This window comes from Metabacillus litoralis (assembly GCF_003667825.1).
GTDB classification, from domain to species: domain Bacteria; phylum Bacillota; class Bacilli; order Bacillales; family Bacillaceae; genus Metabacillus; species Metabacillus litoralis_B.
On sequence record NZ_CP033043.1, the window covers coordinates 1,981,798 to 2,000,777 of the forward strand.

Here is an 18,980-nt window from a genome sequence, read left to right on the forward strand (position 1 = left end):
ACATGGTATAGGTTCACCCTTACAAAACAGTTACATTATGTCACCTGCTGTTTTTGATATTGATTTTTAAAATATTCAGCTGCTTCATATATGGCTTTTCTTCCATCCTCCAACGGAAGGGTCATACACATAAAACCATGGATCATTCCTGGATAACATACATACGTAGTTGGAACTCCAGCTTGTGAAAGCTTCCTGGAATATTCTTCTCCACCATCACATAACGGATCATATTCAGCCGTCACAATATATGCTGGGGGAAGCTTAGCAGCATCTTCTTCAGGAATGAGCATAGGCGCAGCTAATGGACTTTGGGTATCAGATATGCTTGAAAGATATTGTTGCCTAAACCAGTTCATCGTTGATTTTGTTAAATAATATCCTTCACCATATTTTTCATAAGATTCTGTTGGTTCAAAACCTGTTGATGGGTAAAATAATAACTGATTACTAATACTAATATCTTTCCTTTGAACAGCTAAATAACAAGTAACTGCAGCTAGATTTCCACCGGCACTGTCACCTCCAACTGCAATAAACTTTCGATCAACACCTAAATCGTCAGCATGATCATACACCCATTTCGTTGCAAGATACGCATCTTCAACAGGGACCGGAAACTTATGTTCAGGAGCTAAACCATAGTCTACAGATATGACTTTGCACTGAGCATGGTTAGCTAGTATTCGGCATAATGAATCATGAGTTTCTATATTGCCTATTACCCAGCCACCTCCGTGAAAATAGACTAAAGCTGGTAATGAACTGTTATCATTAGGACTATATATTCTAATTGATATATCATGTTCATATCCTAGAATTTTTCTATCTTCTACTTGATGAATTTCTTCTGTTAAGTTTAAAGAAGAACTAGATTCAACGAAAAGAGCCCTTGCTTCCTTCAGGTTTTGCTGCTCAACTGGAGGTACATTTCGTTTTTCAAAATGTTGCAAAAGTGCAATAACTTGTGGATGTAGAGTCATTATGATTCCTCCTTATTCTTATATTTTGTAAAGGTTATCATTCCTTTAATAACATCCACTCCATTTTGATTAACTGCGTTTACTTGGAAAATAGAATGTGTTTCATTCTCATCTGTTAATCTTGCTTTTAATGTAATGATGTCTCCAAGAAAAACCATCCCCCTAAAGCGGATCTGATAATCCTGTATAAAACCTTCTTCATGATATGGAGTAAATAACTTTGCCAAATTCCCCATCGTCCACATACCGTGAGCGATGATCGCTGGTAAACCGGCTTTTTTGGCTTCATCATCAATTGTGTGAATCGGGTTGTAATCTCCTGAAGCACCAGCATACTTTATAAGGTCCAATCTTGACACAGGTGGTAATGTAACGATGGGAAGCTCATCGCCTAGCTGACACCTTAATAACCTGCTCATATACTCATCACCTTCCTAACAGTTTCATTAATAATGACAACCTGCTCAGCAGTGAAAATGAGCTCTTCGTTAAGAGTTTCACCATACTGTTTTAACACCAAAAACCCCATATTCCCAAGCTTTCCTTGCTTTTCATAGTAATCTTCCACTTCTTGATAGCAGATGATCTCTTCACCAACAAGCAACGGACGTTTGTAATGATATTTTTGTTCACCATGAATTAACCCCTTAGCTGGTAAATCAAGCTCATCTATCACACCATAATCAAAAACCCTTGGAAATGTAGGTGGAGCAATGTTTTTCTTATATCTTGTTGTTTTTGCAAACTCTTCATCTATAAAAATAGGGTGAAGATCACCAATCGATTCGGCGAACTTTTTTACCGCACCTCTTTCAACAACATTCTTTACACCTGGAGATCGTTTTCCAATAGCATCTTTAAACATATTGATGCCTCCTTTTTTTGCAAAATTTCCTGCTTTATTCATCACAAACAGAAAGTTAATTTTTCGGACCACCTGCAACATATATAATCTGTCCGTTGATAAAGGAAGATTTTTCATCAGCAAAAAAAGCGACTGCATTTGCGATATCACTTGGTTTCCCACTGCGACCAACTGGTATTTTTGAGACACTCGCCTGAATTAAATCTTCAAAAGAAATACCAAGACGTCTTGCTGTTTCTTTTGTCATATCTGTTTCAATAAAACCTGGTGCTACTGAATTAGCAGTAATCCCGTATTTTCCTAACTCAATCGCTAAGGTTTTTGTAAAGCCTTGTAAACCTGCTTTAGCCGTTGCATAATTGGCTTGCCCTCTGTTACCTAAAGCGGATGTTGAAGAAATATTGATGATTCTTCCATATCGGTTTTCAACCATATATTTTTGTGCAGCTCGAGCCGCATTGAACGAGCCTTTTAAATGAACGTCCATAACGAGCTGCCAATCATCGTCCGTCATTTTAAAAAGCAGATTGTCACGAATCACACCAGCATTGTTTACAAGGATATCAAGTGATCCAAAATTGTTATACGTTTCCTCCATTGCGTCTACCATTTGATCTGCTTCTACCACACTAGCAACCTTCGAAAACACGTTATACCCTTTTTCACGTAATTCATTTGTAGTTTCGTGGACTGCCTCTTCATTCACATCAATAAAAGCAACTTTAGCCCCTTCACTAGCAAAAAGTTCAACAATTCCTTTCCCAATCCCACGACTTCCTCCCGTTACAAAAGCGACTCTTCCATTAAATCTTCCAGACATAAATATCCTCCTTATTAATTCGTCATTATTTCAATCTTACTGTGTTATATTTTAAATAAATTGCCCTACCTTTACATGGCCTTTTAAAAGATTACGAGAAATGATTAAGCGTTGAATTTCATCTGTTCCATCGTAAATTCTCCACAATCTTGCTTCACGATACCAACGTTCAATAGGGAGTTCTCTTGTATATCCCATTCCTCCATGAATTTGAAGTACCCGATCTACTACCCGATTTCCCATGTTTGCTCCATAAAGCTTTGCCATTGATGCTAAATGACGGTTATCCTCACCATGATCAAGTGTGAAAGCAGCGTTTAATACGAGCCATTTCGCTGCATCAATTTCTACAGCAGAGTCAGCAATTTGCCATTGAATTGCTTGTCGTTCAGAAATCGGTTTTCCAAATGTTTCACGCTCTTTTGAATAATCAATTGCCATTTGTAGGAGTCTTTCTGCGGCACCTACAGCTCTGGCTCCTACAATCCATCTTGCAAAACCAATCCATTCAAGGCCTAGGTTATATCCCCCATCTACTTCTCCAAGGATATTTTCTTCTGGAACTCGGACATTTTCAAAAACAAGTCCTGCTGGTCCCCACTCACCCATCGTGTGAATGTATTCTGATTTCCAGCCCATATCTCGGTCAACGATAAAGCATGTTACACCATCACGACCTGTTGTATGATGCTTTTCTTTATCTGTAATCGCAATAACCATCACGAAGTCAGCTTCATTGCCACCAGTAATGAATGTTTTTTCTCCATTTAATACCCATTCATTTCCGTTCTTTACAGCTGTCATTTTAATATTTCTTGTATCAGAACCAGCTCCAGGCTCTGTCATCGCGAAACAAGATTTTTTCTCACCATTAATCGTTGGCAATAAATACTTCTTTTTTTGCTCTTCATTAGCATAATAAAGAATATTGTCAGCTGAACCACCAAACTGGAACGGGACAAATGTCTTCGAAACCTCCATCATCACAATCGCTAACATCATTTGACCTAGGTCAGCTCCACCGTATTCTTCAGGCGTGTTAATACCCCAGAAACCAGCTTCTTTTGCTTTTAGTTGTAATTCCTTTAATTTCCCCGGCGGCAAACTTGGTTTCCCTTCACGTTCGTTCCGTAATACTTCATTTTCCAGAGGCATTAATTCTTTTTCCACAAATTTTCTAATTGTTTTTTGAACCATTTTTTGTTCTTCTGTTAAACGTAAGTGCATCCCTTTCACCTCATTAACAAGTATTTTTTATAATAATTGAAGCATAACGGCCATTCCTTGGCCTCCACCGACACATAAAGTTGCCATCCCATACTGCACTTGCCTTCTTCTCATCTCATATAAAAGCGTGATCATGATCTTACAGCCAGTCGCCCCAAGGGGGTGGCCAAGGGCAATAGCTCCACCATTTACATTAACTTTCTGCTGATCTAGTCCAGCCTCTCGGATAACCGCTAATGCTTGTGCAGCAAATGCTTCATTTAATTCGATTAGATCGATTTCAGGAAGTGTCATATTTGTTCGTGCAAGTAGCTTTTCTATTGCCGGTACAGGACCAATTCCCATTACTTTAGGAGAAACACCAGCGGTTGCCCAATCTACGATTCTAGCTAATGGTTTTAAACCTAATTCTTTTGCTTTACTTGCTTTCATCATAACCATCGTAGCAGCGCCATCATTTCTACCACAGGAGTTACCGGCCGTAACTGTGCCAAGATCCTTGAAAACTGGCTTTAACTTAGCTAACACTTCTAGACTAGTATCTGGTCGTGGATGTTCATCCTCCACAACTTGGAAAACCTTTTTTCTTTCCTTTATTTCCACTGGTGTTATTTCCTCTTTAAACCTTCCTCTTTCAATTGCTTTTGCTGCTTTTTGTTGACTGTTATAAGCAAACTCATCTTGATCTTCTCGTGAAACAGTGTATCTCTCTGCAACATTTTCAGCTGTCATTCCCATCCCTAGGTTTTTCCCATATAATTCAATTGGTTGCTGACCGTTTTCAAGATTAGAATCTACCAAGGTAGGAGCACCTTCTCCAAATCTGGAATGTCTCAAATAAATTGGTGCTCGGCTTAAGCATTCTGTTCCACCGGCAACAACGATTTCAGCATGCCCAAACGAAATTTGTTGAACAGCTGAAGCAACAGCTTGCATACCAGAAGCACAAAGTCGATTAACTGTAAAAGCTGGTGTTGTTTCAGGTATTCCTGCTCTTAATGCCGCTACTCTAGCAACATTCGAGGATTCTGTAGTTTGCCTGACTTCTCCCAAAATCACTTCATCTATTAATTCTGGAGAAAGATTAGCCCGTTTTATGGCTTCCTCAATTACAATTGCTCCTAAAGATCCTGAGTTTAGATTTTTTAATGATCCGCCGAATCGACCAACAGGTGTTCGGACAGCGCTTACAATTACAATATCATCAATCATTCTTTTCCTCCCTTCTTATCTTATTTCAGGAATCTAGCAATATTCTTTTCTTAATTGTCCAGCAATAATATTTTTCTGAATCTCGGATGTTCCTTCATAGATTCTTGTAATTCTTGCATCTCGATAATATCTTTCAACTGGAAAATCTCTTATATAACCTAGACCACCGTGAATTTGGACAGCTTTATCTGCAACCCGATTATAAACTTCAGAGCCATAAAGCTTTAGCATGGCTGCTTCTTTAATCACCTTTTCATTTTGATCAACCATCCATGCAACTCTGTACGTAAATGATCTAAGTGCTTCAATCTCCATTGCCATCTCAGCTAGCATATGGGCAACTGCTTGGTGCTCAATGATTGGTACAGAAAATTGCTCTCTTTCCTCGGCATGGATCATGCACATATCCAAAAGCTTTTGGGAAGATCCTAAGTTTCTAGCTGCTAGACCCGCTCTGCCATTTGCTAGAATTTTAAGAGCATTCACATAGCCTTGACCAACTTCGCCCAATACGTTTTCTTCGGGAACCTCGCAATCTTCAAAAATCAGTTCTGCTGATTGTGAACCATGAAGTCCCATTTTTCGTTCAATTGCTCCAATCTTAAAGCCTGGAGAATTTCTTTCAACAAGAAAAGACGTGATCCCCTTAGCACCTTTTTCCGGATCAGTTACAGCCATAACCGTAAAAACTTCGGCTACTGTTGCATTTGTTATATAATGTTTCGTCCCATTTAAAATATATTTATTTCCCTTCTTAATTGCTGTTGTTTTCAAGTTTGTAGCATGTGAACCAGCTTGAGGTTCTGTTAAAGCAAAAGCTCCAATTTTGTCTCCTCTTGCCATATCAGGTAAAAATCTTTTCTTTTGTTGTTCATTGCCCATTTCAACTATACCAACAGTTCCGATACCTGTATGAGCCCCGATTAATGTTGTATAGCCATTATGTGTTTTCCCAATTTCTTCATAAAGCGCACATTTTCCAACCATTCCGATCCCAAGTCCACCGTATTGCTCTGGAATACTAAGGCTAAACAATCCGAGTTCCTTCGACTTTTCGATGATTTCTTTAGGAATTTCATCATCATCTTCAATTTGCATGGCATGTGGCTCAACTTCATTTTTAATAAAATCTCTTATATTATTTCTTAAATAAAGAATTTCTTCATCAAACTGAAAATCCATTTTTTCACTCCTTTCACACTTAGATTCCTTATATTCTCTCTAATGACAGGGCAATACCTTGCCCTCCGCCAATACACGCAGTTACTAAGCCCTTTTTTACATCTCGGCGTTTCATCTCATAAACGAGTTTCGTGATTAACATTCCTCCTGTTGCGGCAATTGGATGTCCATGTGCAATCGCCCCACCATTTACGTTTACTTTATCCATGTTAAAGGAGAGTTCACGGTCACATGCTAACACCTGTGCAGCAAAGGCTTCATTGATTTCAATTAAATCATATTCTTCTAAATCTTCCTCTCTTTGAGATAAGAGCTTTTTAACAGCTGGGACCGGACCAATTCCCATGATGTTCGGATCCACTCCTGCGATTGACCAGCCTGTGATTTTAGCTAAGGGTTGTAATCCCCTTTTCTTTGCTTCATCTTCAGACATCACGACAAGCGCTGAAGCCCCATCATTCACACCAGAAGAGTTACCAGCTGTAACACTTCCTCCTTGCATAAAGGCCGGTGGTAGCTTGGCGAGCTGCTCCATTGTTACATTTGGTCTTGGGTGTTCATCGGCTGAAAAAAGAAGCTCACCTTTTCTCGTTTGTATTGGAATTGAAACAATTTGCTCATCAAAATAATGATTTTCCATCGCAGTAGCCATGCGTTGTTGACTTCGTAGGGAAAATTCATCTTGTTCTTCTCTTGAGATGCTGTATTTCTCTACTAAATTTTCAGCTGTTATCCCCATTGGTGGGTCACCAATATGATCTGGTGAAAGGTTTCGAGAAACAAACTTGGGTGGCATGCGATCAAATGGTTTATCTTGTGGTGCTAATAAATATGGTGTTCGTGACATGCTTTCAGTTCCGCCTGAAATGACAAGTTTTGCTTGACCTGCTATGATTGCTTCTGCTGCTAAGGCAACACTATTAATACCTGAGCCACATTGTCTATCAATCGTTAATCCAGGTACCGAAAAAGGTAATCCTGCTTCAAGTAACGTAAGTCTGGCGATATTACCTCCACCGGATAAACAGTTTCCTAAAATGACATCATCAACTTCTTCTCCCTTTACATTGATCCGTTTTAATGCTTCTTTTATAGTAATCGCCCCATAAATGTAAGGATCTAATCCTGAAAGGGCCCCACCTTTTTTGGCAATTGGTGTTCTAACTGCTGAAACAATAACTGCTTGCGGCATTTAAACCATCTCCTCTTTATTTGTTTCATTTATTCTTTATGAAGCAATTTTCATGCCAATAATCTTCGTAATATCTATTAGACTTAAAGAAAAAAGCAACTCATTTTTGAATTATTTTAAAGGAATGTTAATTCAAATTTGCAAGCTATCATTCATTTTTGCATGAAGAATCCTCTTGCTTAGTGTGGAGAATTTTAAACGTTCCTGTACCTTTTGCAATCATTTTGCCATTTTGATCAGTAATGACACCTTCACCTGTCACAATTTTGTAGCCTAAGTGAAGGATTTTCGCTTTTGCTGTTAAAACACCGCTTGAAAGTGGTGAAAGATAGGAAATATTTAAATTGATTGTAGTAGATGGACGTTGAACAAGTGAGGTAATCGTGGCACCAATAATATTATCAATAAGTGTTGCAGTAACTCCTCCATGTACTGTCTTTATTCCATTTAGATGGTGCTCCTGAATCTTTAGTTCAAGAACAACCTCCCCTTTTTCATACGTAACGGTTTTTACACCAAGCAGCTTTGAAAATGAACTTTTGTCAACAAGTCTTAGTTCCGGCTCTAGTATCACAATCATTCTCCTTTCCTCTTTTTTTAGAAACAAGAAAAATCGGGTGGTGCCAGGCACCACCCTCTAACACCTTTACTGAACTGATTTATCAACGATTTTCCCATCTTCCACAACAGCCATTCGAAGCTCTGTTGTTAAACCACCATTTTCTTCTATTTCAGTAATTTCGTAGATTCGTTTGTCAGCAGGGAGGTTATTTAATCCAGCTTCTACTTGTGCCATAATTGCTTCTGGATCATCAACGGATCCTGCAGCTTTCATAGCCTCTACAAACAGATACATGGCCAAGTAATGATACCCAGCCTCTGAGCCAGGGTTTTTACCTTGTGCTGCTGCATAGTCTTCAATGAATTTCGCATTGCCATCATTTTTAGAGTGAATAAGTGGTAAAACCCCAACAGATCCTTCTATCAAATCTGGACCACCCAACACTGCTTCAATTTCATCCAGTTTTGCTTGGTCCATTATGAGGAATCCTCCTTTAAAACCAAGTTCTCTAGCTTGTTTAATAACAAGGGCAGTCGGCTCTGATGGACCACCAACGAATAAAACATCAGGCTTTTCTTTCAATGCATTCGTAACGATTGTGAAAAAGTCTGTATCTTTACTAAAGTCAATGGATCCTTTATAAACCACTTCTCCACCCAAATCCTTCCAACCTGGTTCAAGTAATGCAGCCCAGTCTTTTCCATATTGACTAGCAGTTGGAAGCATCGCAATCTTTTTGCCGAAACGTTCCATTTGATATTTAGAAAACGGCTCAATATATGAGCTATACTTTGGTGGAATACGTAATGTTAACGGATTTCCTTGTTCCGTTATCTTCGGCTCACTAGAATAAGCTCCGATTATAAATTTTTCCTGAAGATTAAAAACTTGTGTAGCAAAAATACCACCACTATGTGGAACAAAAATGATTGGTGTTTTGTCTTCTTGAACTAACCGTTTTGCATTTGCTCCTGTTTCATTCGGTAAGTATTTATCATCTAAAGAAACTAGGTTTAAAGAATAATTTTTACCATCCACTTCAAATCCACCATTGTTGTTAATTTCATCTACAGCCATAGATAAACCACTTAATGTGTTCTCTCCGTAATAGGCAGCAGGTCCACTCAAAGGACCGCTATACCCAATATTAACAACTTCACCGGCCGGCTTTTCTTCTGTATTTGATGTTGTTTCTCCTGTGTCCCCTTCGCTTTGGTTTGCTGGTTCTGTTGATGTGTTCCCGCTACAAGCTGCAAGCATAAAAATGAGTACAAAAGCAAAGAAATAAACAAGCTTTTTCATCCTTATTCCCCCTTAAATCTTTTTTAAAAGAAATAAACCTGTAAAATGGAGTAGACACCTCCTTTCAATGAAGCTTAGAACCTTAAGCACCTATATACGCTTTCCTCACTTCGTCATTTTCAAATAAATCCTTGCTTTTCCCTTCTAAAACAATTTTCCCTGTTTCAATTACATAGCCTCGATCAGCGATTTTTAATGCAGCATTTGCGTTTTGTTCAGCTAAAAGGACTGTTGTTCCATTTTTGTTGATTTGTTGGATAACACTAAACACTTGTTCTACAATTAAAGGAGCGAGACCAATAGATGGCTCATCAAGTAAAATAACCTTTGGAGATGCCATAAGGGCTCTCCCTATAGCTAGCATTTGTTGCTGACCACCACTTAACGATCCAGCTGGATCATCTTTTTTGTCGTTTAAAATAGGAAAAAGCTCAAACACTTCGTGAAGTGATTTTTTTCGTTTTTCTTTATCTCTTCGATGAACAAAGCCACCCAAGACGAGATTTTCGTAAACAGACATTTGTGGAAATAACTTTCTTCCTTCTGCACATTGAACAATTCCAAGTGACACAAGTCGATCTGCTGACAGTCCACTTATACTTTGATCGTTAAATTCAATGCTTCCTGAAGAAGGTTTACTTAAACCGCTTATCGTTCGAAAGATTGTACTTTTCCCAGCACCATTGGCACCTAATAAAACAACAAATTCTCCTTGTTTCACACTAAGATTGATATTTTCTAATGCCTGATATCCACCATAAGAAACAGAAACATCAGTAAGCTTGAGCAACAGCTTCACCTCCTAAGTAAGCTTCAATTACAGCTGGATTTCTTTTGATCTCTTTTGGTGTTCCTTCTGCGATTTTTTGTCCATAATTTAAAACCATAATCTTATCTGCTAGATTCATAATCATTTGCATTTTGTGTTCAATGAGACAAACTGTTATTCCTTTTGAAACCATCTTCTTAATTAACTCTGCTAAACCGTCTGTTTCCTCAGGATTTACACCTGCAGCTGGTTCGTCTAAAAACACAATTGTTGGGTCAGTTGCCAGTGCTAAAGCAAATGCTGTACGCTTCATTGCTTCTTGCGAGATCTCTGACACAGGCTTATTGGCAAGGTCTGTTAACCCAACAAACTCTAATACCTCATATGCCTTTTCTAATGATTCCTTTTCCTCTCTTTTCATCCGAGATGTTCGAAAAATCGCATCAAATAATCCGGACGAGGTTCGTAATCTATGCCCAATTAGTACATTATCCAATACCGTAGTTTGCTCGAATAAATTTGTAGTTTGAAATGTTCTAGCTATACCAAGCTTTGCAATTTGATGAGCCTTTAACGGTGTAATATCTTTGCCTTCAAACATAACCGAGCCTGACGAGGGTTGATGAAATCCACTGATTAAGTTAAAAAAAGTTGATTTTCCTGCACCATTAGGACCTATAATTGCCGTTACCTTTCCTTTTTCAATCTCAAAGTCTACGCAATTAACTGCGGTCAACCCACCAAATGTTTTCGTCAGTCCCCTTACTTGAACAAGCATTATTTCTCCTCCTTTACAACAACAGATTGCAGATTTTGAGAAATTTCTTTCTGTGACTTTTTAGCTCTCTGCTTGATTAGCCATGTTTGCACCCCTCCAACAATCCCCCTTGGATAAAAAATAATCAGGAGAACAAGTATCGGACCAAAAATAAGCATCCGATAGTCTTGTAAAAATTGTAGATATTGAGAAATCCAGACAACAAGAAGTGTCCCAACAAGTGGTCCAGAGAGTGTGCCGATCCCTCCAACTAGCAAATACATCAACATATCAAAAGTAACGTTAATATACGAGATATCAGGTCCTATAAATCGAACAAATGAGGCATATAATCCACCTGCTAACCCAGCAAAGAAGGTAGATAAAACAAAGGAAACTAGTTTTTGTTTCATTGTTTCAATTCCAATCGTTTGAGCTAACTCTTCACTATTTCTAATGGCCATATATGTTCTTCCGATAAGAGAGTTAATGATTCTAGTAAAAATAAATATAGTGAACACGAGAAAGAATAATAAAAGATAGTATTGTGACTTAGGTGTTTGAAATGTTATCGGTCCGATCGGTGCTGGCGGAGGAATCCCAATTAAACCACGAACCCCTTCGGTTAGTCCCTCCCATTTGTAAATAACAAGATATATGATGTACCCAACACAAAGTGTATAAATGGCGAAGAAATGCTCTTTTGTTCGTAGGGCGATTATGCCTATTAAAAATCCCATAATGGTAGTAATCATTATTCCAAGCAGTAGTGCCAACCAAAAATTAAGCCCCACTTTTACTGTTAATATTCCAACCGAATAGGCACCGATGGCGAAAAATCCGGCATGTGCTAATGAAAGCTGACCAGTAAACCCACCAATCAAATTTAATCCATAAACTCCAATAGTCCATATAAAAGCAGTAGAAAAAATGTGTAATAAATATGGATTATCTGTTAACAAAGGCACCAAAATCGCCACTACAACTAACAATATGGTGGTATTTCTTTTATTTAAGAAACTCATCAAGATTGAGCCCCCTTTACAAACAAGCCTTTCGGTTTAATAGTCAATATCGCCACTAATAATATAAAAGCAATTAAATCTTTATAATCATTTGAAATAAATGTTGCACTTAAGCTTTCGGAAAATCCTAAAATATAGCCACCAATGATTGCGCCTGGGATACTTCCCATTCCACCAATTATGATGATGACAAAAGCTTTTAAAATAACAAGATGACCCATACCTGGAAAAACAAGATTAATAGGTGAAGCTATCGAAGAGGCAAATGCTGCTAGAGCTCCTGAAATAAAAAACGTAATCATGGCCACTTTGTTTGCATTGATTCCTACTAAAAATGCACCTTCACGGTTTTGGGACATCGCAATAATGGCTGATCCTGTTATCGTTTTTTTCAAGAATAGATGTAAAAGTATCATCGCAATAATAGCTGTACCGATAATAAGGAGTCTTTGTGCAGTAACAGTTAGCCCTAGAAAATCTACAACAATATCATAAGGTGATAACATTCTGCGATATTCAGCACCCCATACTAACTGAACTAAAGCTTCCAAAAATAAGAGAACTCCAATTGCTGCGATTTTGTCATGTATTGGCGGTGCGTTCCGTAGTGGATGAAAAACTAGCCGTTCCATAACAACGCCTAATAAGCCAACGATAATAATCGAAATAAAAATCGCCAGCCAATAGTGGATACCCATGCTCTCCATAAATAAGAGTGTGATATAGCCACCAACCATATATAGAGCTCCATGTGCAAAATTTGGAATATGCAAAATTCCATATACTAATGTCAATCCAAGTGCAACCAAACTGTAAACGCTTCCAATTGTAAGTGCATTGAATATTTGCTGAAATAAAATATCCATGTGTTCCCTCCTCTTATTTGGATACAGAATACATTTCTTTTAACGTACGTTTCAAAATCTTTCCAACCGCTGTTTTTGGAAGTTCCTCTACAAAAGCAATTTCTTTTGGCACTTTATAAGCTGCTAATCGATCTCGACAGAATTGAATTAATTCCTCTTCCGTTATTATTTCATTTTCTTTGGCAACAACAATTGCTTTAACTGTTTCACCGCGGTATTCATCTGGAACTCCGATAACAGCTGCCTCAAGCACTTTTGAATGACTGTAAATCACATCCTCCACTTCAATCGGATACACATTAAATCCACTTGCTAATATCATTTCTTTTTTACGTCCAACAATATAGAAAAATCCATCAGCATCCATCATGGCCAGATCTCCAGTATATAACCAGCCATCACGTATCGTATTAGCTGTTTCTTCAGGCATATTCCAATACCCTTTCATAATTTGAGGTCCTTTTATAATTAACTCTCCTACCTCTCCAATTGACAAATCTTGCTCACCGGTAGCTATATCAACAATCTTAGCATCTGTGTTAGGTATAGGTATTCCGATACTTCCACGCTTTTGAAGTCCAGAAATCGGATTACGGTGTGTGACAGGCGATGCCTCAGATAACCCATATCCCTCAGCAACATTTGTACCGCTCACTTCATTAAAACGGTTTATCACTTCAACAGGAAGTGGGGCAGAACCACTTGTACAGGTTTGAAGGCAGCTTAAATCAAACTTATAGGTTTTATAGTAATTAAGTAGTGCAATATACATTGTTGGAACACCTGGAAATGAGGTTGGCTTTGTTTTTTCTATTATTTTCACGACCTCTTCCACATCAAATCGAGGTACGAGAATCAAGTTACCTCCATTATAAAAAGTAAGGTTCATCGCACTTGTCATCCCATATACATGAAATAAAGGAGAAATGGTTAGAACCCTCTCTTCCCCAGTATTTGTTTTAACATGTGCAGTAGCAGCACTTTGGAGTGTATTTGCTACTAAATTATAATGTGTTAACATTGCCCCTTTTGAACGTCCTGTTGTTCCCCCTGTATATTGAAGAACAGCAATATCTTCTATAGGATCAATCTTTTCATTAGGGATTCTATCACCAGGATCTTTTAATAATTGATGAAACAAGCTTTCTTTTTCGAAAGAAACAGGAATGATTGTAGTAACTGATGTTTCATTTAAGATTTTTTCTACTACGGGTAGGAGTTGATCTAAAACAATGATGACCTTTGCCTGTGAATCGTTGAGGACGTATAGAAGTTCAGATGATTGATACATTGGATTAATTTGTACAATTGTTGCCCCACATAATAAGCTGGCATAATAGCTAATAGGATATTGAGGACAATTCGGAAGCATGATTGCGACTCGATCACCTTTTTTTACTTGACGTTTAGTAAGTGAACTCGCCATTCTATTTACACAATCATTTAAAAGTGAGTAAGAATATGATTTATCATAGAATGTGACCGCAATCTTATTTTCATATTTTTCAACAGAACGTTGAAACAAATCAGGTAACGATATTTCTGGTATTTCAATTTCAACCGGATTTCCTTCAACAACATGCTTTAACCATGGTCTATTCAAATTCCATTCCCCCTATTTCCTTCTTATCAAGGTCATAACCTTACTGCTTTACTTTAAGCAATTTTCATGCCAAAACAAAAAATAAGTGACAACTAGGTGAATTGTTCACCAAGTTGTCACTTAATTCAGGAATGATTTACCCGAGTATGTTACCTTCTTGTTTTACTAGGAGCTATGGTAATTTAAAAATGAATTGATCATTCACTTTTGAATTTATGATAAATTGTATTTTTGTAGCTTTCGAAAAACTGTTGCTTGACTTGTTTGAAGCTTTTCAGCAATTTGATAAGTTGTTTTATATCTTAACAGAGCTTTTTTTAGTGCTGTTTTCTCTGCTTGCTCTACGATCTCTCTTAATGACATTTCTTCAAGAACAATTTCTTCATCTGATGTTGTTTGTTGGTATTCATCTGGCAGATCATTGATGGATACGTATTCGTTTGGTACGGTCAAAATAAGTCTTTCTAATAAATTAGATAGTTCCCTTACATTGCCTGGCCAATCAAAATGATAAAAAAAGTTACTAATCTTTTTATCTAACACTTTTTCAACTGAATATTTATTCTTGTACAGCTCTAAAAAATAATGAACAAGTGGAAGGATATCAGCACGCCTTTCTCTAAGAGGAGGCACGAAAATTGGGACAACATTTAATCGGTAATAAAGATCTTCTCGAAATTTTCCATTTTTGACCATTTCCTTTAAGTCTCTGTTTGTCGCAGCCACTAACCGAACATCCACTTTTTTCGATTTTGTGCCACCTACTCTCATAATTTCTTTTTCCTGTATTGCCCGAAGCAGCTTTACTTGAAGATCCATTGGCATTTCGCCAACTTCATCTAAAAAAAGCATGCCATTATGTGCTAATTCAAACATCCCCACTTTTCCTGTCCTATTAGCCCCCGAAAACGCGCCACCTTCATAACCAAACAATTCTGATTCAAGAAGCTCATTTGGGATTGCCCCACAATTGACTTTTATAAGTTGCCCCTCATTAAATCTGTCACTTGAGCGATATAAATATCGAACCAACACGTCCTTTCCGACTCCTGTTTCACCAAGAACAAGAATCGTTGTATCAAAGTTAGCAAGCCTGCCGATCATTTGATAAATCTCAATCATTTTATCACTTTTGAGGATAATATCAGGGTCTTGGATGGCAAATGATTTTAATCTATCAAGCTCTTCTTTATATTTCTCATTAAGCTGTTGCACTTTTTTTAGCTCTTTATTTAATTGATTTAATTCAGAAAGATCACGAATATTCGTAACAATCTTTTCTATTTCACCTTCTTCATTAAAAATAGGATTCCCCGTCATTAGTGTTTCTTTTTGATTAAAATTTTGCTGAACAACTGAAACTGAACGCTTTTGCTCCATAACTTTCAATGTTACAGATTCTTCTAATATCCCTCTTTTTATTAAATGATTAATATTTTTACCAATATAATAATGCTTAGGAATTCCTGTAATCCTTTCAATAGCAGAATTCGTTTTTAGTGTGTTGCCAAATTTATCAGTAATATAAATTCCATCAAATGAGCTCTCGATAATTGCATCTAATTCACGGTTTGATTTATCAAGCTCCTTAATTCGCTCCTCAAGGCGAAACCATTGCACACCGTTTGCTAATATGTACATTCTTCTATGCTGGTTTTCTATTGTAAAATCTTTAAAAAGAAGTAAGTATTGAAGGGTATTTTTTGAGGCAATGATCATATTTGATTCCTTCTCTTCCCAAAAATCAAATAAATCTTTCATTTTCTTTTGTAAGCATACGAATTTCTCTAACTCATCTGTTTGACCAAAATGGAAATCTATAATGCTTCCATCTATTGATGTTATGATTGTATTAAAAAGCATTAAGCTATTTTCGGTTTTAATCATTTCCTCACCCCTTATTTAAATAGTATAATTTAAAACGCTTACATAATTAAATATTAATGGTTTTAAAGGAAAAAAACCATAGAAAAAGACAGAACATGTTGCTCTGTCTTTATATGAAAATATTAAATTGGTGCATCTACTTCTAAATCTTCCACTCGTTTTTCTAAATATTGAACATCTTTACGAGCGTTGTAGCGATCTGCTTTTTCAACCGTAACTGTAATATTGTAATCTGGAATTCCGGCGAATTTTTCGTATCTTCCTCGTGGTAATAAGAAGTTACCTTCAGGGAAGTGCACTTCTAGGTTTCCTGTTGCAATGTCAACGAACTTTGCTTTTCCTTGGAAAACACCAAAGCCATTATAAACGACAATTCCTTCTCCCTCAGCAATACTTAGACGTTTGGCATCTTCTGCATTCATAAGAACATCGTAACGGTCTGCCCCATTAAATGGATCCTTTTCTTTATAAACCATTGAGTTAAACTGCTTACCACGACGCGACGTGACAACAAATTGCCCTTCTTTTTTACCAAGATCCGGTATTTCAACTGAAATCAAGTTTCCTTTTCCATCTGGCGTAGGACAAACTCCACCTTCACATAACCAAGCCCCACCCCATTGGAAAACATCACCTACGTTTTTCAAGTGCTGAATGCCATTATAGTCGCGGTTGGCAATCGCGATTTCATCACGAATTTCCTGACCTGTTTTAAAATCAACAAGATGAGCAGTTTCAGGCTTCACACGTTTTGCAAGATCAACGTAAATTTTCCATTCTGCACGGGCCTCTTTAATTTCATTTTTATTTCCTTCAATTTCTGGTGAAAAATAGACCATTCTTTCTGTTGAAGTTGATGTTCCGCCGCCTTCTTGTTCATAGCGTGTTTTAGCAGGTAAAACGATTACTGCTTCTTTGGCATCAACAAGTGTTGATGTGTTGAAAATGATATCTTGGTGAACTCGAATGTCTAGTTCTGATAATGCTTTTTCTACAAAATCAGGATCTGGCATCGTTTCTAGGAAGTTACCACCTGATAAATAATAAAGCTTAATTTTTCTTTCATGATCTTCAGGTAGGACGATGTTTTCAAGTGTAACACCTACAATATCACCTTGCCATTTTGGTAGCTCAAAGCCCCAAATTTTCTCTATACGTTTGGCGTTTTCTTCTTCAAATCCACCACCAGGTAAAACAAATGGATCAGCTCCCATCTCACCTGAACCTTGTACTGAGGAATGACCGCGGAAAGGCATTAATCCACTGTTCTTACGTCCCAAGAAGCCGCGCAGGAGTGCAAGGTTTGCAACTTGTGAAATATTATCTGTTGCAAATGAATGCATCGTTAATCCTAGAGCCCAAGCAAAAATCGCATTTTTACTTTTTGCTAAAAGATCAGATAATTCAATGATTCTTTCTTTTGAAATGCCCGATGATTTAACAATTTCATCCCATGATTGTTGTTCAACATGTGATTTTAATTCTTCATAATCGTTTACATGTTTTTCTACAAACTCATGATTAATCGCTGAACCATATTGTTTTTCTTCCATCTCGAACCAGTGCTTCATAATTCCATGCATGAAGGCAATATCTCCACCAATGTTTACTTGATAGAAATCATCAGCAATTTTTGTTCCAAATAAAGCTGATTCCATATTAGATGGTATCCAATATTTATCCATCGCAGGCTCACTGTATGGATTAACAACAATTATTTTTGTACCTCTCTTTTTGGCTTCCAACATATATTTTGTTGAAACTGGTGATGCGTTTGATGCAACACTACCCCAGAATAATAATACATCTGTTCCAAACCAATCTTGATAATTAACCGTTGAGGCTCCAACACCAATAGAACGCTTTAATGCTGTTTTACTTGGTGAATGACAAATACGTGATGCATTATCAATATTGTTTGTTCCTAGAAAACGAGATACTTTTGCGGCTACATAGTAAGATTCATTCGTTATTCCTCTTGAGGTTAAGTAAAAAGCATACTGTTTCGGATCCAATTGCTTCATTTTATTTGCAATCATATCCATCGCTTCATCCCAAGATATACGTGAGAACTTTCTCTCTCCTTTACGTCGAATGAGCGGATAAGGAATTCGACCTAATTTTCTTAACTCAGTACTACTATATTTTCTTAATTCATCAATATCTGCATGTACAATTTCTTCTTTTAATGCCGGCATCGTGTTTAAACGAAGAACATTTAACCTAGTTGTACACATGTGAGGCCCTTTTAAAGTTTGATCATGTAGGCCAGACACACCTAAGGCACAGCCATCACAAACCCCTTTTGTTAAAATGCGTGATGCATAACCTAGATTATCTTTATTATCCCATGCTATTTTCATCGTATCGCGAAAATGATGTGGTTTAACCTTTCCTAGACCAAACGGAATTGGACTTACCCAGTGCTTTGGTTGCGGTGCTTTTGTTGCCTTTATAGGTCCTTGATGTTTTGTCTCTCCCATTTGAATTTCACTCCTCGTTCTGCCTGTAATTTTTATCTTCTTATCTATAGAGTTATTAGTTAGAAAAACTAGCCTATCATTAATTCAATTGATTTATTGATAGGCTAATTTTTCTTTAACTCGTTTCAACAAACTAACTTGGATGATCGGTGTCGCTGCATGCCCTATGAAACAAAAAACCACCGTAAACTCATAGTACAAAGAATGTGCGAGTCAAACGGTGGTTAGTCTTTTGCAGGATCGCT

General features: G+C 37.4%; 17 protein-coding genes. All 17 read right to left on the bottom strand.

The window, feature by feature from the left end; translation table 11 throughout:
- Window positions 1–35: 35 nt before the first annotated feature.
- On the bottom strand, window positions 36–983 hold the full coding sequence (locus tag D9842_RS09705) for an alpha/beta hydrolase (RefSeq protein ID WP_121662354.1): 948 nt from the start codon (window positions 981–983) through the stop codon (window positions 36–38).
- Window positions 983–1,402: a MaoC/PaaZ C-terminal domain-containing protein gene (locus D9842_RS09710; RefSeq protein WP_121662355.1), complete on the bottom strand. Its 420-nt coding sequence runs from the start codon at window positions 1,400–1,402 to the stop codon at window positions 983–985. Before D9842_RS09710 ends, D9842_RS09705 begins: the two co-directional genes overlap by 1 nt.
- On the bottom strand, window positions 1,399–1,848 hold the full coding sequence (locus tag D9842_RS09715) for a MaoC family dehydratase N-terminal domain-containing protein (protein WP_121665012.1): 450 nt from the start codon (window positions 1,846–1,848) through the stop codon (window positions 1,399–1,401). Before D9842_RS09715 ends, D9842_RS09710 begins: the two co-directional genes overlap by 4 nt.
- Window positions 1,849–1,903: 55 nt before the next feature.
- Window positions 1,904–2,668, bottom strand: coding sequence for a 3-oxoacyl-ACP reductase FabG (fabG, locus tag D9842_RS09720; RefSeq protein ID WP_121662356.1), 765 nt, complete (start codon window positions 2,666–2,668; stop codon window positions 1,904–1,906).
- A gap of 51 nt (window positions 2,669–2,719) precedes the next feature.
- Entirely contained in the window at window positions 2,720–3,895 is a 1,176-nt protein-coding gene (locus D9842_RS09725; protein ID WP_121662357.1) for an acyl-CoA dehydrogenase family protein, read from the bottom strand.
- 27 nt (window positions 3,896–3,922) lie between these two features.
- Complete coding sequence (locus D9842_RS09730; protein ID WP_121662358.1) at window positions 3,923–5,107, bottom strand: thiolase family protein; 1,185 nt, start codon at window positions 5,105–5,107, stop codon at window positions 3,923–3,925.
- A gap of 33 nt (window positions 5,108–5,140) precedes the next feature.
- The gene (locus D9842_RS09735) at window positions 5,141–6,289 is read right to left on the bottom strand and encodes an acyl-CoA dehydrogenase family protein (protein ID WP_121662359.1); all 1,149 of its coding nucleotides are present in this window, start codon (window positions 6,287–6,289) and stop codon (window positions 5,141–5,143) included.
- Window positions 6,290–6,317: 28 nt separating this feature from the next.
- Window positions 6,318–7,481: a thiolase family protein gene (locus D9842_RS09740; protein WP_121662360.1), complete on the bottom strand. Its 1,164-nt coding sequence runs from the start codon at window positions 7,479–7,481 to the stop codon at window positions 6,318–6,320.
- 148 nt (window positions 7,482–7,629) lie between these two features.
- Entirely contained in the window at window positions 7,630–8,061 is a 432-nt protein-coding gene (locus tag D9842_RS09745) for a PaaI family thioesterase (protein WP_121662361.1), read from the bottom strand.
- Between the two features lie 66 nt (window positions 8,062–8,127).
- On the bottom strand, window positions 8,128–9,345 hold the full coding sequence (locus tag D9842_RS09750) for an ABC transporter substrate-binding protein (RefSeq protein WP_121662362.1): 1,218 nt from the start codon (window positions 9,343–9,345) through the stop codon (window positions 8,128–8,130).
- Between the two features lie 82 nt (window positions 9,346–9,427).
- The gene (locus D9842_RS09755) at window positions 9,428–10,135 is read right to left on the bottom strand and encodes an ABC transporter ATP-binding protein (protein WP_121662363.1); all 708 of its coding nucleotides are present in this window, start codon (window positions 10,133–10,135) and stop codon (window positions 9,428–9,430) included.
- On the bottom strand, window positions 10,119–10,892 hold the full coding sequence (locus D9842_RS09760) for an ABC transporter ATP-binding protein (RefSeq protein ID WP_121662364.1): 774 nt from the start codon (window positions 10,890–10,892) through the stop codon (window positions 10,119–10,121). Before D9842_RS09760 ends, D9842_RS09755 begins: the two co-directional genes overlap by 17 nt.
- Window positions 10,892–11,899 carry a branched-chain amino acid ABC transporter permease gene (locus tag D9842_RS09765; protein WP_373995102.1) on the bottom strand — a complete coding sequence of 336 codons (1,008 nt, stop codon included), beginning with the start codon at window positions 11,897–11,899 and terminating at the stop codon, window positions 10,892–10,894. Before D9842_RS09765 ends, D9842_RS09760 begins: the two co-directional genes overlap by 1 nt.
- Window positions 11,896–12,762 (bottom strand): branched-chain amino acid ABC transporter permease, encoded by an 867-nt coding sequence (locus D9842_RS09770; protein ID WP_121662366.1) that lies wholly within the window; start codon window positions 12,760–12,762, stop codon window positions 11,896–11,898. The genes D9842_RS09765 and D9842_RS09770 overlap by 4 nt, the downstream gene beginning before the upstream one ends.
- Before the next feature lie 13 nt (window positions 12,763–12,775).
- Window positions 12,776–14,365, bottom strand: coding sequence for a long-chain-fatty-acid--CoA ligase (locus D9842_RS09775; protein WP_121662367.1), 1,590 nt, complete (start codon window positions 14,363–14,365; stop codon window positions 12,776–12,778).
- A 213-nt stretch (window positions 14,366–14,578) separates the two neighbouring features.
- Window positions 14,579–16,252, bottom strand: a complete 1,674-nt coding sequence (locus D9842_RS09780) for a sigma-54 interaction domain-containing protein (protein WP_251406332.1) — start codon at window positions 16,250–16,252, stop codon at window positions 14,579–14,581.
- Between the two features lie 122 nt (window positions 16,253–16,374).
- Complete coding sequence (locus D9842_RS09785; RefSeq protein ID WP_121662368.1) at window positions 16,375–18,735, bottom strand: FdhF/YdeP family oxidoreductase; 2,361 nt, start codon at window positions 18,733–18,735, stop codon at window positions 16,375–16,377.
- Window positions 18,736–18,980 lie beyond the last annotated feature (245 nt).